Origin of the sequence: Shewanella litoralis, assembly GCF_009828585.1 — a bacterium.
Lineage (GTDB): Bacteria > Pseudomonadota > Gammaproteobacteria > Enterobacterales > Shewanellaceae > Shewanella > Shewanella litoralis.
On sequence record NZ_WSRZ01000002.1, the window covers coordinates 131,364 to 149,747 of the forward strand.

Consider the following 18,384-nt stretch of genomic DNA (forward strand, 5'->3'; position numbering starts at 1 on the left):
AATTCTCGCTGAGAGAGCATTTACTAACGCGCAATGGAATAACCAACTCATTTTGTTTTAACCAACTCATTCTGAGTTTAGTTTTTTTGAGTTAACTCAAGTACCACTGATTGCAATGGTTGTAATTGTATTTGCACACTGGCGCTGTCGTGGTTATTCAATATCAAAGCGTGCTCATATGGCTGCTGAGTGAGTAAATCCATCAGCGTTACATTTTCAACAAGTTGCCATTGCTCAATGAGTGTTTTGGGTAGTGTAAGCGTAAATGTTTTAGGCTCGGTTTGGCTAAAGTTACTGGCAATGATCAATTGCTGCTCAGCATTATACCGGCTAAAGGCAAACACCTGATCATCATAGCCCTCGGTATTAAGCTGACGCTGTAAGGGGTCTAATGCAAGGTATTCGCCGGTTAACGCTGGCGCACTATGACTTAGGTTTAGCAAGGTTTGATAATAAGCGCGCAATGCCTTTTCATCTTCAGTGGATTGCCCGCCATCAAACTTGCCGTTGTTCATCCAGCGTTGGTGTGCAGGCACGCCAACATAATCAAAAATACTGGTACGAGTAGGCTGGCCAAAACCGGCCATTTCAGCGCCTTGCTCGCCGACATCCTGGCCAAAATACAACAGTGTGGGTGAGCGGCTTAATGTGGTCGACACTACCATTGCCGGCAGAGCATTAAATGCATTACTAGCAAAATCGGCGGTGTTAATACGTTGCTCGTCATGGTTTTCTAAAAAGTGCAGCATATGCTGTTCAATGTCGCTCACTTTTGCTTGTACAGTGGCGATAACCGCTGTGCTGGCTTTACCTTGAATAACGGCTTTTAAGCTGTCGTATAAATCCACTTTGTCGTACAGGTAATCCATTTTACCTAAATGAATATAATCACGATATAAATCAGGGTTATATACCTCTGCCAGAATAAACGCATTAGGGTTTGTATGCTTAATGTGGCTGTTGAGGTAGCTCCAAAATTCAACCGGCACCATTTCGGCCATGTCATATCGAAATCCATCAACCCCTTTGGCTAACCAGTATTGGGCAATGCGCTCAAACTTACGCCATGAATCTGGAATATCATCTGCGGCCTGTACTTGCCAAAAAGCCAAATGCTCCGCGGCCGTTTTACTTGCATAGTCAGCAGGTAGTACCGGGAAGTCGTGGCTGCCATCGGGCTTAACACCATAATTTATTTTAACGGTTTCATACCAGTCGTTGGCGTCAGGTTTGGCTAAACGTGAGCCATTACCAGTCCATTTTGCTGGAGATTCAGCAAATTTGCCGTCACTCAGAGGATGAGTTTCGCCGCCTAACGGGGCGTAACCATGAGGAGCATCGGGCACAGCAAAGTCTTCACCGATCACATAATAAAAGTTGTTATGTTTGCTATAAACCTGTGAGGTATCGTCATTGGCACCAAAGTCTAGTTCGCCTTTTGGGGCTGACAGAGAGTGATAGTTACGGGCAATATGATTGGGCACTATGTCGATAATCACTTGCATGCCATTGGCGTGAGTACGCTCGATTAAGGCTTCAAATTCAGCCAGGCGATTAGCTGGATTGGCCGCTAAATCTGGGTTGACGTTGTAATAATCTTTTACTGCATAAGGTGAGCCTGCACGGCCTTTAACGACATCGGGGTCGTCATTACTGATCCCAATACTGGTGTAATCGTTAATGACGGCATGATGCGGCACACCGGTATACCACACGTGAGTGGTGCCGAGTGATTTGATGTCTTGTAAAGCGGTATCGGTAAAGTCGCCAAATTTACCCACACCATTGTCGGCAATGGTGCCCCAAGGTTTATTGGTGGTATTAGTATTGCCGTATAAGCGAGTGAAGACCTGGTACACCACGGGTTTACCGGTTGTTGGCGATGACTTAACTTGTGTCATTGATAATGCCGATCCTCTCACATTTTCAGTCTTTTGAATGTCGGTATTGGTGGGCTTACAGCCGCTGATGCTTAAGCTTAAGCCTATCACGGCTATGTAGGTGAGGGGACGCATGCTAACGTTAATTGATACTGAAGGTAATAACATAGAGACTCTTTTATCTTGGTATCCACTTGCTGTGGTGCATAAGTGTGTGTGTTTATCACGGCTAGGCTAATCCACAGTGGTTCAGCCTAGCCTTAGCAATGTGTAATACCATTCCGCATTAATAAGTGACCACTCAGAATGCATCCAGCGGTTTTTGATTAAGGCGTCGCTATGTAGTAATGGTTATTCCCTTTCAAATAGCGAGAACGCAAAGCAAAAGCCGCTGGGGCATTCCTTTCTGGCGAGTTTTAAAAGGGCTTACACTGCGTTGCATGACTTCGAAAGAGAACAACTATTCATTCAGTCATACGCCTTGTTTAAACCCTTTTAAATTCTCGCTGAGAGATCATTTACTAACGCGGAATGGTATAAGCTTATCGTTTGAGCGACAAAATAGTCACGCCTTTTTGCTCAAGCTTAAGCGGGGTATCTAATTGATAAGATTGTTGATTGATAATATCAACGCCTTGAGTATTACCATTAAATACGCTGCTAAAGCGTTGTAAGTCGAGCGCTACGCTTTGCTCATTTTTATTGTAAATAATCAACAAGGTTTCATTATCTGCATGGCGGCTTTGCACGTATACGCCATCTTTAGGCACAAAATGACGTAAATTGCCGTGTTGTATTGCCGCAGAATTTTTACGGTAATTGAGCAGGCTACGCATAAACGACAATGTCGCTTGTTGCTGGATATCTAAGCCTTCACCGGTAAAAGCGTTGACCTTATCTTGTGGCCACCCTCCCGGGAAATCACCGCGCACCGCGCCATCGTTTCTGCCTTCACTTGGGCTTTGCATTAGCACTTCAGTGCCATAAAAAATCTGTGGAATGCGGTTACTGGTGAGCACGTAGGCCATTGCGATATTAAACAAGCCTAAATCGTTTTTCATTAAGCTGTATAAACGGTTGGTGTCGTGATTGCCCTCAAATAACACTAAGTCTGTCGGCTTGGCATACACCACATCGTCGGCTAAGCGTTGGTACAAATTAATTAAGCCAGTGTCCCAGCCTTCTGGCTCGGTTAAACTGGCAATCAAAGTGTCGTACAGTGGAAAGTCCATCATACTTGGGGTGTATGAGGTGTAACCATCGTTATTTTGTTTACCTGCCTGCCAATAACTCACGGTAATCGGGTTGCTTGTCCACTCTTCGCCAACAATATTAAAGTTTGGGTATTCGTCCATAATGGCTTTAGACCAATGGGTTAAAAATGCTTTGTCTGCATAAGAGTAGGTGTCTTCGCGTATACCACTCAAGCCTGCATATTCAACCCACCAAATGCTGTTTTGAATTAAGTAAGTTGCCATGTGTGGATCAGTTTGGTTCATGTCGGGCATGGTGTCGGTAAACCAGCCTTGGTCAAAATCAGCGGTGTCACTGGTCACAGCGTATGGGTCTTGTACTGTGGTGCGGCGGTGGCTGGTGTAGAGAATGTCTTGCGGATTTTGCTGCCAGGCTTGTTGGCCGTTAACCCAGGTTTCGCTCGGAAAATCGGCCATCCATTGATGACCTGAGCCCATGTGATTCACAATGACATCTTTAATCACCCCAATGCCAAAGCTACGCGCCTCTTGCACTAGTGCCTGGTACTCTTCGTTGGTTCCAAAACGTGGGTCTATTTGATAAAAATGGGTGGTTGAATAACCGTGATAAGAATACTTATCTTGGTTGTTTTCAAGCAGCGGGTTAATCCATAGCTGAGTCACACCTAAATCGTGCAGGTAGGGCAGCGCTTTGCGGATCCCCAAAATGTCGCCACCGTGACGACCACCATCAAAGCTACGATCGCTCTTTTCGAGCATGCTTGGGTGATTATCGTTATCTGGATTGCCGTTAACAAAGCGGTCTGGGGTGATTAAGTAAATCACATCTTTATTGCTAAACCCCTGGCGTTCGCGCGCTCCAGGCTCCCGTGCTTGAATGGCATAATCAAATTGTTCGACTAGCTGATCATTATCATAAAGGCCAATTTTTAGTTGTTGTGCTTTGGCATCTTGTAAATCTAAATTGATAAACAAATGATTGGGGCTTGCGGTTTGCTCAACGTTGACCAGCTTTACACCCTGGGCGTTGAGCAGTTTAACCTGGTGGCCACGAATATTGTCGCCAGCAACCAATAATTGCAGTTGTGGATTGTGCATCCCTGCCCACCATGAAAGGGGCTCAACGTTAATCTGTGCATTAACAGACAATGCACAGCAACACATCGCCAATCCTAAAAAAGCTGAGCCGGCAAACAAACGGTTTTTTGCTGGCTTTGGTGTGTGTATATGGCTAGTTGATAAAGTCATATTGTGTCCTATGTGGTTTTTATCTTGTTATTTATAACGTTAATGAGTCTTATTGGTTAACGTAAACAGGTTAAAGCGCCTTAATAAACGCGCTATGTTCAGGCATGTTGGCAACTGTGGTGTTAATCACTTTGCTTATGTTGCCTAAATAATCTTGTAATGCTGCTGGCTCAACCGCTGCCGCGAGCGGGTGAAAGTCTGCCGGTTTAATGCCCTGGCCGAGCATCACCTGGATCCAGGCGGCTTCGGTAAACAGTTCGTCTTGATGCCTAAATACGCAGGCTGTTTGGCTAAATAAATCGATTTTTTGCTGCAGGCTGTCGGGAATACTCATGTCGCGGCAATGCTGCCATAAACCGCGGTTATCTGGCTCTGTTTGTTTGGCGTTGAGGTGGTAGTGCAAAATAATAAAGTCGCGAATTTGTTCAAACTCAGTTTGTGATTGACGATTAAACTCATCCACTTGTTGAGATTGAATGCCGTGATGCGGAAACAATTTAGTTAGACGAATTATCGCCGATTGCACTAAATGTAAGCTGGTGGATTCTAGCGGCTCTAAAAATCCGCTCGATAAACCAATCGCGATACAGTTTTTATGCCACTGCGTTACCCGTCTGCCCGTGGTGAAATTGATTTTACGGGGCTCAGCTAATGGTGTGCCATCAAGGTTGGCGAGTAATAGTTGTTTTGCTTGTGCATCACTCATGTATTGGCTGCTATAAACAATGCCATTGCCGGTGCGATGTTGCAGCGGGATCCGCCATTGCCAACCTGCATCATGTGCGGTGGCTTTAGTGTAGGGCAGCAGTGGATGGGTACTTTCACACGGCACGGCGTAGGCACTGTCACAAGGTAGCCAATGTTGCCAGTTTTCATAATCGACACCGAGCGCTTGCTCTATTAATAGGGCAGAAAAGCCCGAGCAGTCGATAAATAAATCACCGGCGATGGTTTGGCCGCTTTGCAAGATCACACTGGCAATATTGCCGCTGCTATCAAGTATGGTGTTATCTATTTTACCTTCAAGGCGCTTAACACTGCGTTGCGAGCAATATTGTTGCAGCATGGTGGCATATAAGCTGGCATCAAAATGGTAGGCATGAGTAATGCCCGACATTTGTGCATTGGGAATAGTGGCAATAGGCTGAAATTTATTGTGTTTAGCGGCCTGGTAATTAATGGAATAACGCCAAAAGTCTGCCGGATTGTATTGCGAGTTTGAGTCAGCGTTGTGAGCTGCCTGGGCGCAAAGCCAATAATGGTGGAATGATGTAAAACCTAGGTCGCGGCCTACATTGCCAAAGGCGTGCATGTAAGCATCACCTTGCTGATACCAGTTTTCAAATTCGATGCCCAATTTATAAGTGGCTTGGGTTGCGTTAATAAAGTCGCTTTCTTTAATGCCCAGCACACTATTAAAAATTTGTAGCGGTGGGATTGTCGCTTCGCCCACACCAATAGTGCCAATGGCGTCAGACTCGATGAGAGTAATATGGAGTTGGGTGTTGAACAACCTCGCTAGCATGGCCGCTGTCATCCACCCTGAGGTGCCGCCGCCCACAATGACAATGTTTTTTATTGTTGTTTGTTTCATTGTTATCGCCTTTGTTTATTGTGTGATGAGTGCAATAAATTAAAAAAGCCCCTGTAAAAGGTACAGAGGCTTTTGAGGGAGGTTTTATATTACAAGCCGTTTAGAACTTGTAGTTAGCACCTAACATAAAGTTACGGCCATAGTTTTGATAATCACGAACGTGGCGTGCATCTTCACCTGTGTACGAGGTAAAGGGCTCATTGGTTAGGTTGTTGACCTGGAACTGAACCGATAGACCGTATAGTGCATCGATGCCGCTTTCGGTAAAGTCATAACCAATTTGCGCATCGACTACGGTTTCAGCTTTCACGTTAACGTTAACGCGCGTTAAGCTGATTGCGGTCACTTCACCTAGGAAATCACTACGGTAGCGAGAACTAATACGTGCTTCAAAGCCGGCGTTCTCATAATAAACCGTTGCGTTAAAGGTTTTTTCTGATAAGCCTGGTAATGTTGTCGCCGCGCTATCTGAGGTTTCTTTCACTTCACTGTCGTTATAAGAACCACTTAAGATGGTACCAAAACCTTCAAGTTGATCAGCAAACAAGCCAAAATCTAGCGATAAAGAGGCTTCAATACCTTGTACATAACCGCCTTGACCATTTTGTGGTTGAGACACAAGCCCGATTGGGTTGTCGTCAGGACCTTGAGGTAAAATAGTACTAAAATCAAAGGCTGATTGTTGGTCATAGACGTAGTTTTCTAGGTCTTTATAGAAAACAGCTAACGAGAAGTAACCTTGATCGCTAAAGTAGTTTTCGTAGCTAATGTCATATTGACGCGCTAACCAAGGACGTAATTCAGGATTACCTGCACCACCTGACCAGTTAACACCGTCGTTTGGATTTTCATTGTAGCTAAAGTTAACGTTAGCATTCATTTTGTCCATACGCGCACGGGTTAGGGTACGTGCTGCAGCAAAGCGAACCATTTGACCGTCGGCAACTTCAAAGCCTAAATTCATGCTCGGTAACCATTCAACGTAAGAGTCACCCGCGGTGCGAGGCGTTAATACCACGTTACCATCTTCTACGGTTGCAACCGTGCCGTCTGAACTTTGGTCAGTATGTACCGCTTGTAAACCGACGTTACCCGTTAGTGGGAAACCCATTAATTCAGATTCAAGGTTTGCTTTAACAAACACGGTAGAGACTTCTTCTGAAATGGCCCAAGAGTTAGTTGCACGAGATAAATCGACATCTGCTACGTCAGTTTCGGTGTAACCGCCGGCATTATAAAATGCTAATGAGTCGTAGCTAAGTACATCACCCATACCGAAAAAGTCGAGTGAAGTTGGTGATAGTAAGAATTGATCTGGCACGGTTTCTAGGTAGTTATCTGACCCATCGTAGCCGGCAAGTGTTAAGTAATAGCCTTTATCAAGCTTACTCTTGTCGCGATTTGTGCGATTAACACCAAATTCAACGCTACGAACAGCGCCTTCATCAAAGATGTACTCAGCACTTAAACGGAACGAGTTTAGCTCATCTTCAATTTCTGGTTTATTGATAAAACCGTCTTGGGTGTTAGGCCCTAATGGGCTGCCCCAGCCGAGTGGGTCGCCTAATTTAATCACATTTGGATCGGCGTAATCTAAGTTGTGAGTAAAGTCATAACCGCCATCGCCATTATAGGCAAAACCTAAGTCATCAACCGCGCCAACACCAGTACCACGACCTGTGCCGCTGTAACTTTCCATACCAATGTCGGTACGATCGGCTTTTGACATTGCAATGTCAGCTTCAACGCGCCAGTTATCATTGATGGTGTATTTGTTGTTCCAGCCAATTGATAACGAGTCAGCATCACGTTTGTTGACATCGTTACGTACCACAACTTCAGCGCCATTAATGGTGCCTTGAGTCACTAAACCATTTTCTGTCGTTAATGCAGAAACACCACCGTTGCTACCCCAAGCTGCTGGGATTTCAATACCACGTAAACGTTGGTCATCGGTAAATTTGGTGTAGTAAATATCAACCACAGAGGTAAATTGCTCGTTAGGTGCATATTCAAATACCGCTAACACACCATCGCGCTCTAATTCGCTTGAACGAACAAATGGTTTTGCTCCACCTAATACGCTATCGCCTTCAGCATTTTCTGGGTAACCCCAAGCCTGCCAGCGCTCTTCTTGGTTTGGCGACATCATACGAGCATAGCCTAATGCAATACCGATAGTGTCGTCAGCAAACTGGTCAATGTATGAAATGCTGCCGCGGTAGCCAGTGTCTTCTGAACCACTGTTTAATGAACCTAAATCGTTCATTTCGCCACGTAATGACATGGCAAAGGTTTGCTCGCCATGGGTTAATGGGCTAATGGTTTGCATGTCTACTGTGCCGCCGATGGCTTGTGCCATGACCGAGGCATCAGGGGTTTTATACACCACAACACGGTTAAGTAATTCAGAAGGGTATTGGTCAAATTCAACGCCACGGTTGTCGTTGACTGACGCTTGTTCGCGACCGTTTAAGGTGGCGGTAGTAAAGTCTGGGCCTAAGCCACGAATAGAAATAACGTTTGCACGGCCATCAAGACGCTGTGCGGCAATGCCGGGTAAACGTGCTAGAGATTCCGCGATACTGACGTCTGGTAATTTACCAATGTCTTCTGCAGAAATGGCTTCAACGATTGAAGATGAAGACATTTTTAATGATTGTGATTCTTGTAAACTGCGACGAATACCAGTGACCTGGATCACTTCAATATTTTCTTCAGCGGTTTCTGTTGTTTGTACATCATCTGCAGCGTAAGCGCTGATACTGGCACCCGCGGCAGCTAATGCTAACGTAAGTAGGCTCGGTTTAAATAGCAACATTCATCTTTCCCCTTTAGTGAACACTTAACAGCTGGATTTAGGTCGAGTGTTAGTGTTCTTTTGAATTTTGGTTACAGTCTTTATTGTGTTTATGCCCCAGCATGCTTAATAACTATGATAAATATCTATGATAAATAATTATTATAAGTGACTGCATAAGTGCTGGAGTTATGACCAAATTGTTGCACAACAGTGACGATACTACTCCCAGTACACTTTTGCCGACAATATTATGCATACGTATTCAAAGCTCTCTGCAGAGGTTTAGAGCGGCAATTGTATATTTAAAAGCCATTGTGGTTAGCATTTAAATAATGTCTAAGTTGCTGTTTATAAATAATATAAATCGTTATGTGTGACGTAATTAAGCTATTTATTTCTTTGCATACGTATGCAGGTGTATTGAACCTGATTTCCTTATTCACGTATCCTCAGGGATAACAATAAAACAACAGCGGACCGTTACTCGTTCGCAACATAAAGTTAACTTTCGGGTCTTGGGACGGGTTAACTTACTTTAAGGGGAAACAATGGGTCAGGTAACCTGGTGGCGCGGAGGAGTGATTTATCAAGTCTATCCTCGCAGTTTGATGGATTCGAATGGCGATGGCGTCGGTGACTTGCAGGGCATTATTGCCAAGCTTGATTATATTGCTAGCCTCAATGTTGATGCGATATGGATTTCTCCTTTCTTTAAATCACCAATGAAAGATTTTGGTTACGACATCAGTGACTATCTTGAAATTGACCCGTTATTTGGCACCATGGCTGATTTTGATCAACTTATTGAACAGGCACATCTACGCAATATTAAAGTGGTTATTGACCAGGTATTAAGTCATACCTCTGATCAACATGCGTGGTTTGAGCAAAGTCGCCAAAGTCGTGATAACGATAAAGCTGATTGGTACGTGTGGGCGGATCCTAAAGATGATGGTAGCGCGCCAAACAACTGGTTAGCTATTTTTGGTGGTTGTGCATGGGAATGGGAGCCTCGTCGTCAGCAGTATTACTTACATAACTTCCTTAAAAGCCAACCAGATTTAAATTTCCATTGCCCACAGGTGCGTCAGGCGGTGTTAAACAACGTCGAGTTTTGGCTTAAAAAGGGTGTCGATGGTTTCCGTCTTGATGCAATCACGTTTTGTTATCATGATGAGCAATTACGCGACAACCCTGCTAAACCGAAAGACCAACGCCAAGGCCGCGGGTTCAGCGAAGACAATCCTTATGCGTACCAATATCATTATTACAATAATACCCGTCCGCAAACGGTGGGCTTTATTGAAGAGTTACGTGCATTGATTAACCGCTATCCTGGCGCGGTGACATTAGGTGAAGTCTCGTCAGAAGATTCACTCGCTACTATGGCCGAATACACTCAGGGCGATGATCGTTTACATATGGCCTACAGTTTTGAGTTATTAACCGATGATTTTAGTGCGGCCTATATTCGCCAAACAGTAGAAGAATTAGAAGCCAGTATTGGTGACGGTTGGCCATGTTGGGCAATTGGCAACCACGATGTTCAACGTGTTGCCACGCGTTGGGGTAAAGAGCAAGCTAACCCGACCATGGTTAAAATGCTCAATGCCATGTTGTTTTCGTTACGCGGTAGTGTCTGCAGCTATCAAGGCGAAGAGTTAGGGTTAACCGAGGCGCCAATCGAATTTAACCAGTTACAAGACCCGTTTGGCATTACCTTTTGGCCAATGTTTAAAGGTCGTGATGGTTGTCGTACGCCAATGCCCTGGGTTAAGTCTGCCGACAATGCCGGCTTTAGCCATACACAACCCTGGTTACCCATCTCAGCAGAGCACATCGATAGTGCAGTGGATGTACAAGAAGTCGATAGCGACTCTATTTTAAACAGTTATCGTCACTTTTTAGCATGGCGTAAACAACAGAATGTGTTAATTGACGGTGATATCCAATTTGTCGATGCACACCCAAATGTGTTGGCGTTTGTTAGAACATTGGGTTCGCAGCGGATGTTGGTATTATTTAACTTATCGATTCAGCAATCACAGTTTGAGTTAGCTGACATTAAGGTTAACAGTGTGCTTGATGGACATGGGCTAGCCACAGGGCATCAAGATAAGCAGCAAGCAAACACCATTGTGTTGCCAAGCTTTAGCAGCTTTTATGCCTTTATAGACTAATTTAATTAAGCCGAAATACTCAGAGTACTTCGGCTTTTTTGATCTAAACGCGGTATATCGAATTGAATTTTCCTTGGTATGTCATCACAGTGATATCACAGCAGATATCCAAAATACCTAAATTAAAATCAACATAACGCAATCTACATAACTAACAAGAAGAGACCAATTATGGCTTCAACAATGCAAAGTACACAACACACCACAACAGACGGAGGTAATGGTAATTACCGTTTTGCTCTGGTGTCATTAACATCGTTGTTTTTTATGTGGGGGTTTATCACCTGCTTAAACGACATTTTAATTCCGCATTTAAAAGCGGTGTTCTCGCTTAACTATACCGAAGCCATGCTGATCCAATTCTGCTTTTTTGGTGCTTACTTTTTAGTGTCATTGCCGGCCGGTAAGTTAGTCAAAAAGATGGGATATCAAAAAGGCATAGTATGCGGATTATTAATCGCCTGTGTAGGCTGTTTATTGTTTTATCCTGCCGCCGCGCTGGCCACATATGGTCTATTTTTAGGCGCGCTATTTGTATTGGCATCGGGTATTACTATATTACAAGTTGCCGCTAACCCTTATGTCAATGCCTTAGGTAGCGTTGAAACTGCATCGAGTCGCTTAAACCTAACTCAGGCATTTAATGCGCTAGGTACTACGGTCGCTCCTTATTTTGGTGCTGTTTTGATTTTATCTGTGGCAAGTGGCGCAGTTGAAGGCCTAAGCCATGCACAAGCCGAAGCTGAAGTCGTTAAACTGCCATACCTAATTTTGGCAGGTATGCTGGGTTTGCTAGCATTGATCTTTTCTAAACTAAATTTACCGACCATTGCTGAACACAATGAAGTGTCAGACAATAATGGCGTTGTTACCCATAACGGAAAAACCAGTGCATGGCAAAGCACTCACTTGGTGTTGGGCGCGGTAGGTATCTTTGTTTATGTTGGCGCAGAAGTGTCAATTGGTAGCTTTTTAGTTAACTTCTTAGGTGAAGAACATATCGCCGGATTGAAAGAAGCTGATGCGGCAAAATACATTACCTATTACTGGGGCGGAGCAATGGTAGGTCGCTTCATTGGTTCTGCAGTAATGCAAAAAATCCCGGCGGGCACCTTATTAGCGTTTAATGCGTTAGTGGCAGCGGGATTAATATTAGTGGCAATGACTAGCAGCGGCGCAGTAGCGATGTGGTCAATTTTAGCCGTGGGATTATTTAACTCTATTATGTTCCCAACGATTTTTAGTCTGGCATTACGTGGCTTAGGTCCTCATACATCACAGGGCAGCGGTATTTTATGTTTAGCCATTGTCGGTGGTGCGATAGTACCACTATTACAAGGTGTAATGGCTGATGCTATGGGTTTGCAATTAGCCTTTATTTTACCGGTTGTGTGTTATGGCTTTATTTTGTTCTATGGCGCGAAAGGGTCAAAAATGTAAATGGTGATATCACTTTCATTGCCATACACACTAAGCGACCTTCGGGTCGCTTTTTCTTGCTATCAGTGGCCTAAATCCCTATGATCGGCACGTTTTTACACTGATTGTTATTTTATGAGAGAGCCCATGTTAACTTACCCGCTGTCTGGCAGTTCATCTGAATTAGTATTAAACGTACTGACGATGGTGTTAACCCGAGGAAAACCATTAGACCGAGCTTATTCAGAGCACTTTTCTGGTTTATCGCTTAATCCATCAGAGCAAGCGCGGATCACCCAAGTTACTGGCGATATTTTACGTCGACTTAATCTGTATTGTTTTTTAGTGGATATCACCCCAGATGAGTTTGACCGTCAGGGTTCAAAACTGCTAAATGGCTGGCATGTATTTCATGGCCTTGATTTGCCTAAAATGCAGTACTCGTTGCAAATCGAACAAGCATCATTTGATGCCAACCTTGAAAAAGCCAAAGCCGATCCTGTGTTGTGGGATGGATGCCCAGAATGGCTAAACGAGCTCGGGCAAACTCAATTAGGCGACAAATGGCCTGCCGAGCGCGCCGCATTAGCTGAACAACCTAAGCGTTACTTACGTGTTAACGAGCTTAAGTGCGACCGTGAAAAACTAATTGCTCGCTTACAAAAAGAGGGCGTAACAGCCGTTACATTGCCCGATGTTACCTCTGCCGTTGAAGTGACCTCAGATTCTGCACTGTTTCGTACCGATGCTTTTAAAGATGGCTGGTTTGAGCAACAAGATGCCGGCTCGCAATTAGTGGCCGATGCAGTCGGTGCAAAACCTGGCATGCGTGTGGTGGATGCCTGCGCTGGTGCGGGTGGTAAAACGCTGCATATTGCTGCCCAAATGCAAGGTAAAGGCCGCTTATTAGCGATGGATGTTGAGCAATGGAAACTCGACAATCTTAAAACCCGTGCCAAACGTGCCGGCGCGCATAATGTTGAAACCCGCATTATTGCCAGCTCTAAAACCATCAAACGTTTAAAGCTTACAGCCGATCGCGTTTTGTTAGATGTGCCATGTTCAGGCTTAGGTGTACTAAAGCGTAACCCAGATTCAAAATGGCGTGATACGCCAGAGCGTTTGCCAGTGCTAATTGAACTGCAAAAGCATATTTTGCAAAGCTACAGCCGCATGGTCAAAGTGGGCGGAATGCTCATTTACGCAACGTGTTCAATTATGCCAGAAGAAAACCGTCAGCAAGTGGATGCGTTTTTAGCACAAAACCCGCAGTTTACTTTATTAGGTGATGAAAATATTTTAGTGTCTGAGCGCGGTTTTGACGGCTTCTATCTTGCTAAGATGGAACGCATTGCAGAATAATATTTGAGCAAGGTTGTATCAACTTAATTAATTAGTGTTTGCTGTAACTGATAGTTAACAATTACTTAACGGTGCTTTTTTAGGCACCGTTTTTTTATTTGTACAATAAAGAATAGATTTCATAGCACTTTATCGAATAAAAGCTGAATTTTACATTGATAAACGTTCTATAAATGCATAATCTTATTAACATATTATTGAGCTGTAATATGAGTTAACTCATACCATTACGGAGCCATATGGATATAGGACCGAATACCGACAATACCGCCCAACAACCTCAACAAGAGGGTTATCATGAGTCAAGATTAGAACGCTATAGCACTATCTTGAATATGGTGTTGCAAGGTCTGCCACTCGGCGAAATGCTGAACGCATTAGTGTTGCTTATTGAAGCGCAAAAGATAGGCACTCGCGCATCAGTATTATTAATCAGCGATGACGGTAAACGCTTAATATCGGGCGCTGCCCCTAATTTACCCGATGCTTATAACCAGGCGATTAATGGCGTTGAAATTGGTCCTCAAGTTGGCTCATGTGGTGCTGCAGCTTTTTTAAGTCAGCGAGTGATTGTTGAAGATATTGATACACATCCTAATTGGCAACAATACAAAGAAATCCCTATCGATTGTGGCTTAAAAGCCTGTTGGTCGGAGCCGATTAAAGACAGTGATGGCAAAGTGCTCGGCACATTTGCCATGTATTACGACACCATAAAATCACCTACTGATCAGGATTTAATTTTAATTCAAGAAGCGGCTCGTCTAGCAAGCCTGGCCATTGAGCGCAGCCGTGGTATGCATGTTCAACGCTTGAGCAGTAAAATTTTTAACAGCCTACCCATCGCCCTGGTGATCACCTCTGAAGACAATTCAGTACTGTCGGCGAACCCGATTTTTAAATCGTTAACCTCAACTTATTACGCCAATCTCAAATTATTTGATGTACAGCGATTTTTAAGCCATTCACCCGCCGAGCAAATTGCCGATTTATTCGATCATTTATCGAGAGGCCATGCCTGGCAGGGAGAGTTAAAAGGCTTAAGAACCGATAACGACATTATTGATATATCGTTAACCGTAGCGGTGATACGTGACTCGTTTACTCAGCAAAATTGTTTTGCCTGGTTAATTAATGATATTTCAGCCAGAAAAAATGCCGAGCAAACCATTCATTTCCAAACAAATTATGATCAATTAACCGGTTTAGCAAATCGTAAATATTTGTTCGACAGCTTACAAAGCATCATTGAACCTGATGATTTACATAAAAAAAACGAAAAACAGTTTAGCTTGATGTTGATAGACATTGACCATTTTAAACAAATTAACGATACATTAGGCCATGATAAAGGTGACTTAGTACTGACCTTGATGGCTAAACGTTTGTCGAGTGTTATCCCTGAAAATGTGTTGCTGTCTCGGATTGCCGCTGATGAGTTTGCCTTAGTATTCCCAGGCGAAATGTCGACAGATTCGCTCATCAGTATGGTTCATGATGTATCGGCGGTATTAGACAATCCCTTTTCAGTGGGCGGGCAACACCTTAAATTGACGATCAGCACGGGCCTAGCGAGATACCCAGACGATGCCGACAAAGTTGAGCAAATTTTAAATTGTGCCACGCAAGCGATGTATAACGCTAAGTCACATGGACGTAATTGTTTTAAATTTTTTAACCAGCAAATTCAAAAAGATGCAGAACGTAATGCCGAACTTCACCTGCGGCTAAAAACGGCCATTAATGAGCAACAATTTGCACTTTATTACCAACCAATAGTAAACCCAAATACCGGTTTAATTGTTAAGGCTGAGGTGTTATTACGTTGGCAATACGATGGCAGTTTTGTCTCGCCTGATGAGTTTATTCCAATAGCTGAAGAGTCTGGTTTTATCGTGCAAATAGGCGAGTGGGTAAGAAACCAGGCTATTGATACTATTACTACCTTACAAAAACGTGGTTTAGCGATCCCACTATCGATTAATGTGTCGACTATCGAGTTTTGGACTAGCGAATTGCAGCAACGATTTTTAGCGTACTTTGATGCCAAAGAAGCCGAGTTCGGTGCTCAGGGGTTTCCGTACTCATTGATTACCTTAGAAATCACCGAGTCGCTGATGATGAAGCAGCTTGATACCATTAACCAACTTCTTATCGAATTAAGGCATCGTGGTATGCAAATATCGGTTGATGATTTTGGTACTGGCTATTCATCGTTATCATACCTGGCGAATTTCCCCGTTGATCAGGTGAAAATTGATAAGTCATTCATCCAAAAAATATCAATGGGTACTCGACATGAAGCACTCATTGAAGCCATTGTCAGTATGAGCCGTGCTTTAGATTTATCGATTGTCGCTGAAGGCGTTGAAACTCAAACTGAGCTAGATTTTATTAAACAACAAAATATTGAAGCCGTGCAGGGGTATTTTTTCTACAAACCGATGCCAGAACACGCATTCTTTGAGTTATTAGCCAAACAGGCCCAAACCAAGTAACCGCTATTATGTTAGCGTCTGCTGAGGTTTCAAGGTTATTTTGGCAGTGAATTCAAGTGTAAGTTTATGTTTGACAGTACTAAATAAAAAATGCCGCATAATCATATGCGGCATTTTTATTGAACCTGCTTCAGATAAACCAAGTTAACCCAAATTGAGTTAACCTCAAAAAGGTTATTAGTTAAGCATGCTCTTTGGCTCAGTAAACTCAAGACTTAATGCTTCAGCTACTTCTTTACAGACGAGTTTGCCATGGATAACGTTTAAGCCATTTAATAAATGTTTGTCATTTAATAAAGCTTGTTTGTAACCCTGGTTAGCTAACTTGATGATGTAAGGAAGCGTGGCATTGTTTAATGCAAAAGTAGAGGTACGTGCAACAGCACCAGGCATGTTAGCAACACAGTAATGAACTACGTCATCAACGATGTAAGTTGGATCCTGGTGAGTGGTAGCGTGTGAGGTTTCAACACAACCACCTTGATCGATTGCAACATCAACAATTGCACTGCCTGGCTTCATACGCTTAACCATGTCTTTAGTGATAAGCTTTGGTGCAGCAGCACCGGGTACTAATACGCCACCAATCACAAGATCCGCTTCAAGCACATGACGCTCAATGGCATCGGCCGTTGAGTAAATAGCTTTAACAGCAGAACCAAATTGCACGTTTAAACGACGTAATGCATCAATGCTACGGTCAAGTACAACCACGTCTGCACCCATGCCAACAGCCATTTGCGCTGCGTTTGTTCCTACCATGCCGCCACCGATGATCACCACTTTAGCTGGCTCAACACCTGGTACGCCACCTAATAACATACCGCGGCCACCTAGCGATTTTTCAAGTGCACGCGCACCCGCCTGAATCGACATACGGCCAGCCACTTCTGACATAGGTGCAAGTAGCGGTAAACCACCACGGTCATCTGTGACGGTTTCGTAAGCGATACATACCGCACCGCTGGCGATAAGATCATTGGTTTGCGCTAAATCTGGCGCAAGGTGTAAATAAGTAAATAAAATCTGATCGTTACGTAACATCGCACGTTCAACTGCTAACGGCTCTTTCACTTTTACAATCATTTCAGCTTTAGCAAAGACTTCTGCAGCAGTTGCTAAAATTGAAGCACCAGCATCAATATAATCTTGATCAGTAAAACCGATACCCACACCCGCATCTGATTGAACAAATACGTCATGACCTTTAATGGTCAATTCGCGCACGCTTGATGGAACCATGCCAACACGGTATTCGTGGTTTTTGATTTCTGTTGGTACACCAATAATCATTTTTGAGCCTCAATTTGCATAAAACCCACTTTAAGTGGGTATAGTTGTTATTAATTGTGACCTGAACGTGCTTATTTCAGGGAACTCTAGTATAGTGCTGGTCAAGCAGATTATGCTGCTGAAGATTCCCCTTAAAAAGGTTTATATATTGTTTTAAGGACAAAACAAGGTTAAATATATGGCAAGTAATAAAAACTATTCTGTTAAAGATTTAGACCGCATCGATCGCAACATCCTCCATGAACTCCAAATTGACGGACGCATCTCTAATGTAGAGTTGTCTAAAAGAGTTGGCTTAAGCCCTACACCTTGCCTAGAAAGAGTTAAACGACTAGAAAAACAGGGGTTTATCAATGGTTACACCGCATTGGTTAATCCACATTTTTTAGGGGCATCACTGTTAGTGTTTGTTGAGATAACCTTAAACAGAGACACGCCAGACATATTTGACCGCTTTAATCGCGCCGTTCAGCTCCTAGATGATATTCAAGAGTGTCATTTGGTCTCTGGTGATTTCGACTACTTATTAAAGACTCGAGTATCAGATATGTCTGCATATCGTCGATTATTAGGTGAAACCTTACTGAAATTACCGTCTGTGTCAGACACTCGTACTTATGTAGTGATGGAAGAAGTAAAGCAAACCAATAAAGTCGCTTTATACAATCTAGGATAACCTTATCTTTATCAGTAAGTGGTTTTACCTGTTAGCCTGCAATTTATTCAATCGTGATGGGCCGTAGCGCTGCAACGTATATACCCAAACAACCTGAAGATGTTCGATTTCAGCAAGAATTTACACGCGTTTAGGCAAGGCATTGATTGCGGGTAATGGTTATTCCCTTTCCAAAATCAATAACACAGCATAAACACGTGTAAAACTTGCCCTTTGG

At 43.5% G+C, this 18,384-nt stretch carries 10 protein-coding genes; 5 read left to right on the top strand and 5 right to left on the bottom strand.

The window, feature by feature from the left end:
* Window positions 1-77 precede the first annotated feature (77 nt).
* The 4 genes from GQA99_RS02665 to GQA99_RS02680 form a co-directional block, all read right to left on the bottom strand.
* Entirely contained in the window at window positions 78-2,048 is a 1,971-nt protein-coding gene (locus GQA99_RS02665) for an alpha-amylase family glycosyl hydrolase (protein WP_229785847.1), read from the bottom strand.
* 374 nt (window positions 2,049-2,422) lie between these two features.
* A complete protein-coding gene (locus tag GQA99_RS02670; RefSeq protein ID WP_160052316.1) occupies window positions 2,423-4,342 on the bottom strand; it encodes a glycoside hydrolase family 13 protein in 1,920 nt (639 codons plus the stop codon).
* A gap of 70 nt (window positions 4,343-4,412) precedes the next feature.
* On the bottom strand, window positions 4,413-5,936 hold the full coding sequence (locus tag GQA99_RS02675) for a tryptophan halogenase family protein (protein ID WP_160052317.1): 1,524 nt from the start codon (window positions 5,934-5,936) through the stop codon (window positions 4,413-4,415).
* Between the two features lie 100 nt (window positions 5,937-6,036).
* Window positions 6,037-8,757: a TonB-dependent receptor gene (locus GQA99_RS02680; RefSeq protein WP_160052318.1), complete on the bottom strand. Its 2,721-nt coding sequence runs from the start codon at window positions 8,755-8,757 to the stop codon at window positions 6,037-6,039.
* A gap of 530 nt (window positions 8,758-9,287) precedes the next feature.
* On the opposite strand from GQA99_RS02680, the gene GQA99_RS02685 reads away from it, so the two are divergent.
* From GQA99_RS02685 to GQA99_RS02700, 4 genes are all read left to right on the top strand, one after another.
* Window positions 9,288-10,919: an alpha-glucosidase family protein gene (locus tag GQA99_RS02685; RefSeq protein WP_160052319.1), complete on the top strand. Its 1,632-nt coding sequence runs from the start codon at window positions 9,288-9,290 to the stop codon at window positions 10,917-10,919.
* A gap of 171 nt (window positions 10,920-11,090) precedes the next feature.
* Window positions 11,091-12,359 (top strand): sugar MFS transporter, encoded by a 1,269-nt coding sequence (locus tag GQA99_RS02690; RefSeq protein WP_160052320.1) that lies wholly within the window; start codon window positions 11,091-11,093, stop codon window positions 12,357-12,359.
* A 126-nt stretch (window positions 12,360-12,485) separates the two neighbouring features.
* A complete protein-coding gene (locus GQA99_RS02695) occupies window positions 12,486-13,700 on the top strand; it encodes an RsmB/NOP family class I SAM-dependent RNA methyltransferase (RefSeq protein WP_160052321.1) in 1,215 nt (404 codons plus the stop codon).
* Window positions 13,701-13,939: 239 nt separating this feature from the next.
* Window positions 13,940-16,198, top strand: coding sequence for a sensor domain-containing phosphodiesterase (locus GQA99_RS02700; RefSeq protein ID WP_160052322.1), 2,259 nt, complete (start codon window positions 13,940-13,942; stop codon window positions 16,196-16,198).
* Window positions 16,199-16,375: 177 nt separating this feature from the next.
* Here GQA99_RS02700 and ald read toward each other — a convergent pair whose 3' ends face one another.
* On the bottom strand, window positions 16,376-17,491 hold the full coding sequence (gene ald / locus GQA99_RS02705) for an alanine dehydrogenase (RefSeq protein WP_160052323.1): 1,116 nt from the start codon (window positions 17,489-17,491) through the stop codon (window positions 16,376-16,378).
* Between the two features lie 178 nt (window positions 17,492-17,669).
* Here ald and lrp point away from each other — a divergent pair, with 178 nt between their 5' ends.
* Window positions 17,670-18,167, top strand: coding sequence for a leucine-responsive transcriptional regulator Lrp (lrp, locus tag GQA99_RS02710; RefSeq protein WP_160052324.1), 498 nt, complete (start codon window positions 17,670-17,672; stop codon window positions 18,165-18,167).
* Window positions 18,168-18,384: the final 217 nt, after the last annotated feature.

What these genes read in the sequence shown, in the direction of transcription:
- GQA99_RS02675 (WP_160052317.1), bottom strand. Translation starts at nt 5,936, where the DNA reads ATGAAACAAACAACAATAAAAAACATTGTCATTGTGGGCGGCGGCACC.
- lrp (WP_160052324.1), top strand. Translation starts at nt 17,670, where the DNA reads ATGGCAAGTAATAAAAACTATTCTGTTAAAGATTTAGACCGCATCGAT.
- GQA99_RS02670 (WP_160052316.1), bottom strand. Translation starts at nt 4,342, where the DNA reads ATGACTTTATCAACTAGCCATATACACACACCAAAGCCAGCAAAAAAC.
- GQA99_RS02665 (WP_229785847.1), bottom strand. Translation starts at nt 2,048, where the DNA reads ATGTTATTACCTTCAGTATCAATTAACGTTAGCATGCGTCCCCTCACC.
- GQA99_RS02685 (WP_160052319.1), top strand. Translation starts at nt 9,288, where the DNA reads ATGGGTCAGGTAACCTGGTGGCGCGGAGGAGTGATTTATCAAGTCTAT.
- ald (WP_160052323.1), bottom strand. Translation starts at nt 17,491, where the DNA reads ATGATTATTGGTGTACCAACAGAAATCAAAAACCACGAATACCGTGTT.
- GQA99_RS02695 (WP_160052321.1), top strand. Translation starts at nt 12,486, where the DNA reads ATGTTAACTTACCCGCTGTCTGGCAGTTCATCTGAATTAGTATTAAAC.
- GQA99_RS02680 (WP_160052318.1), bottom strand. Translation starts at nt 8,757, where the DNA reads ATGTTGCTATTTAAACCGAGCCTACTTACGTTAGCATTAGCTGCCGCG.
- GQA99_RS02690 (WP_160052320.1), top strand. Translation starts at nt 11,091, where the DNA reads ATGGCTTCAACAATGCAAAGTACACAACACACCACAACAGACGGAGGT.
- GQA99_RS02700 (WP_160052322.1), top strand. Translation starts at nt 13,940, where the DNA reads ATGGATATAGGACCGAATACCGACAATACCGCCCAACAACCTCAACAA.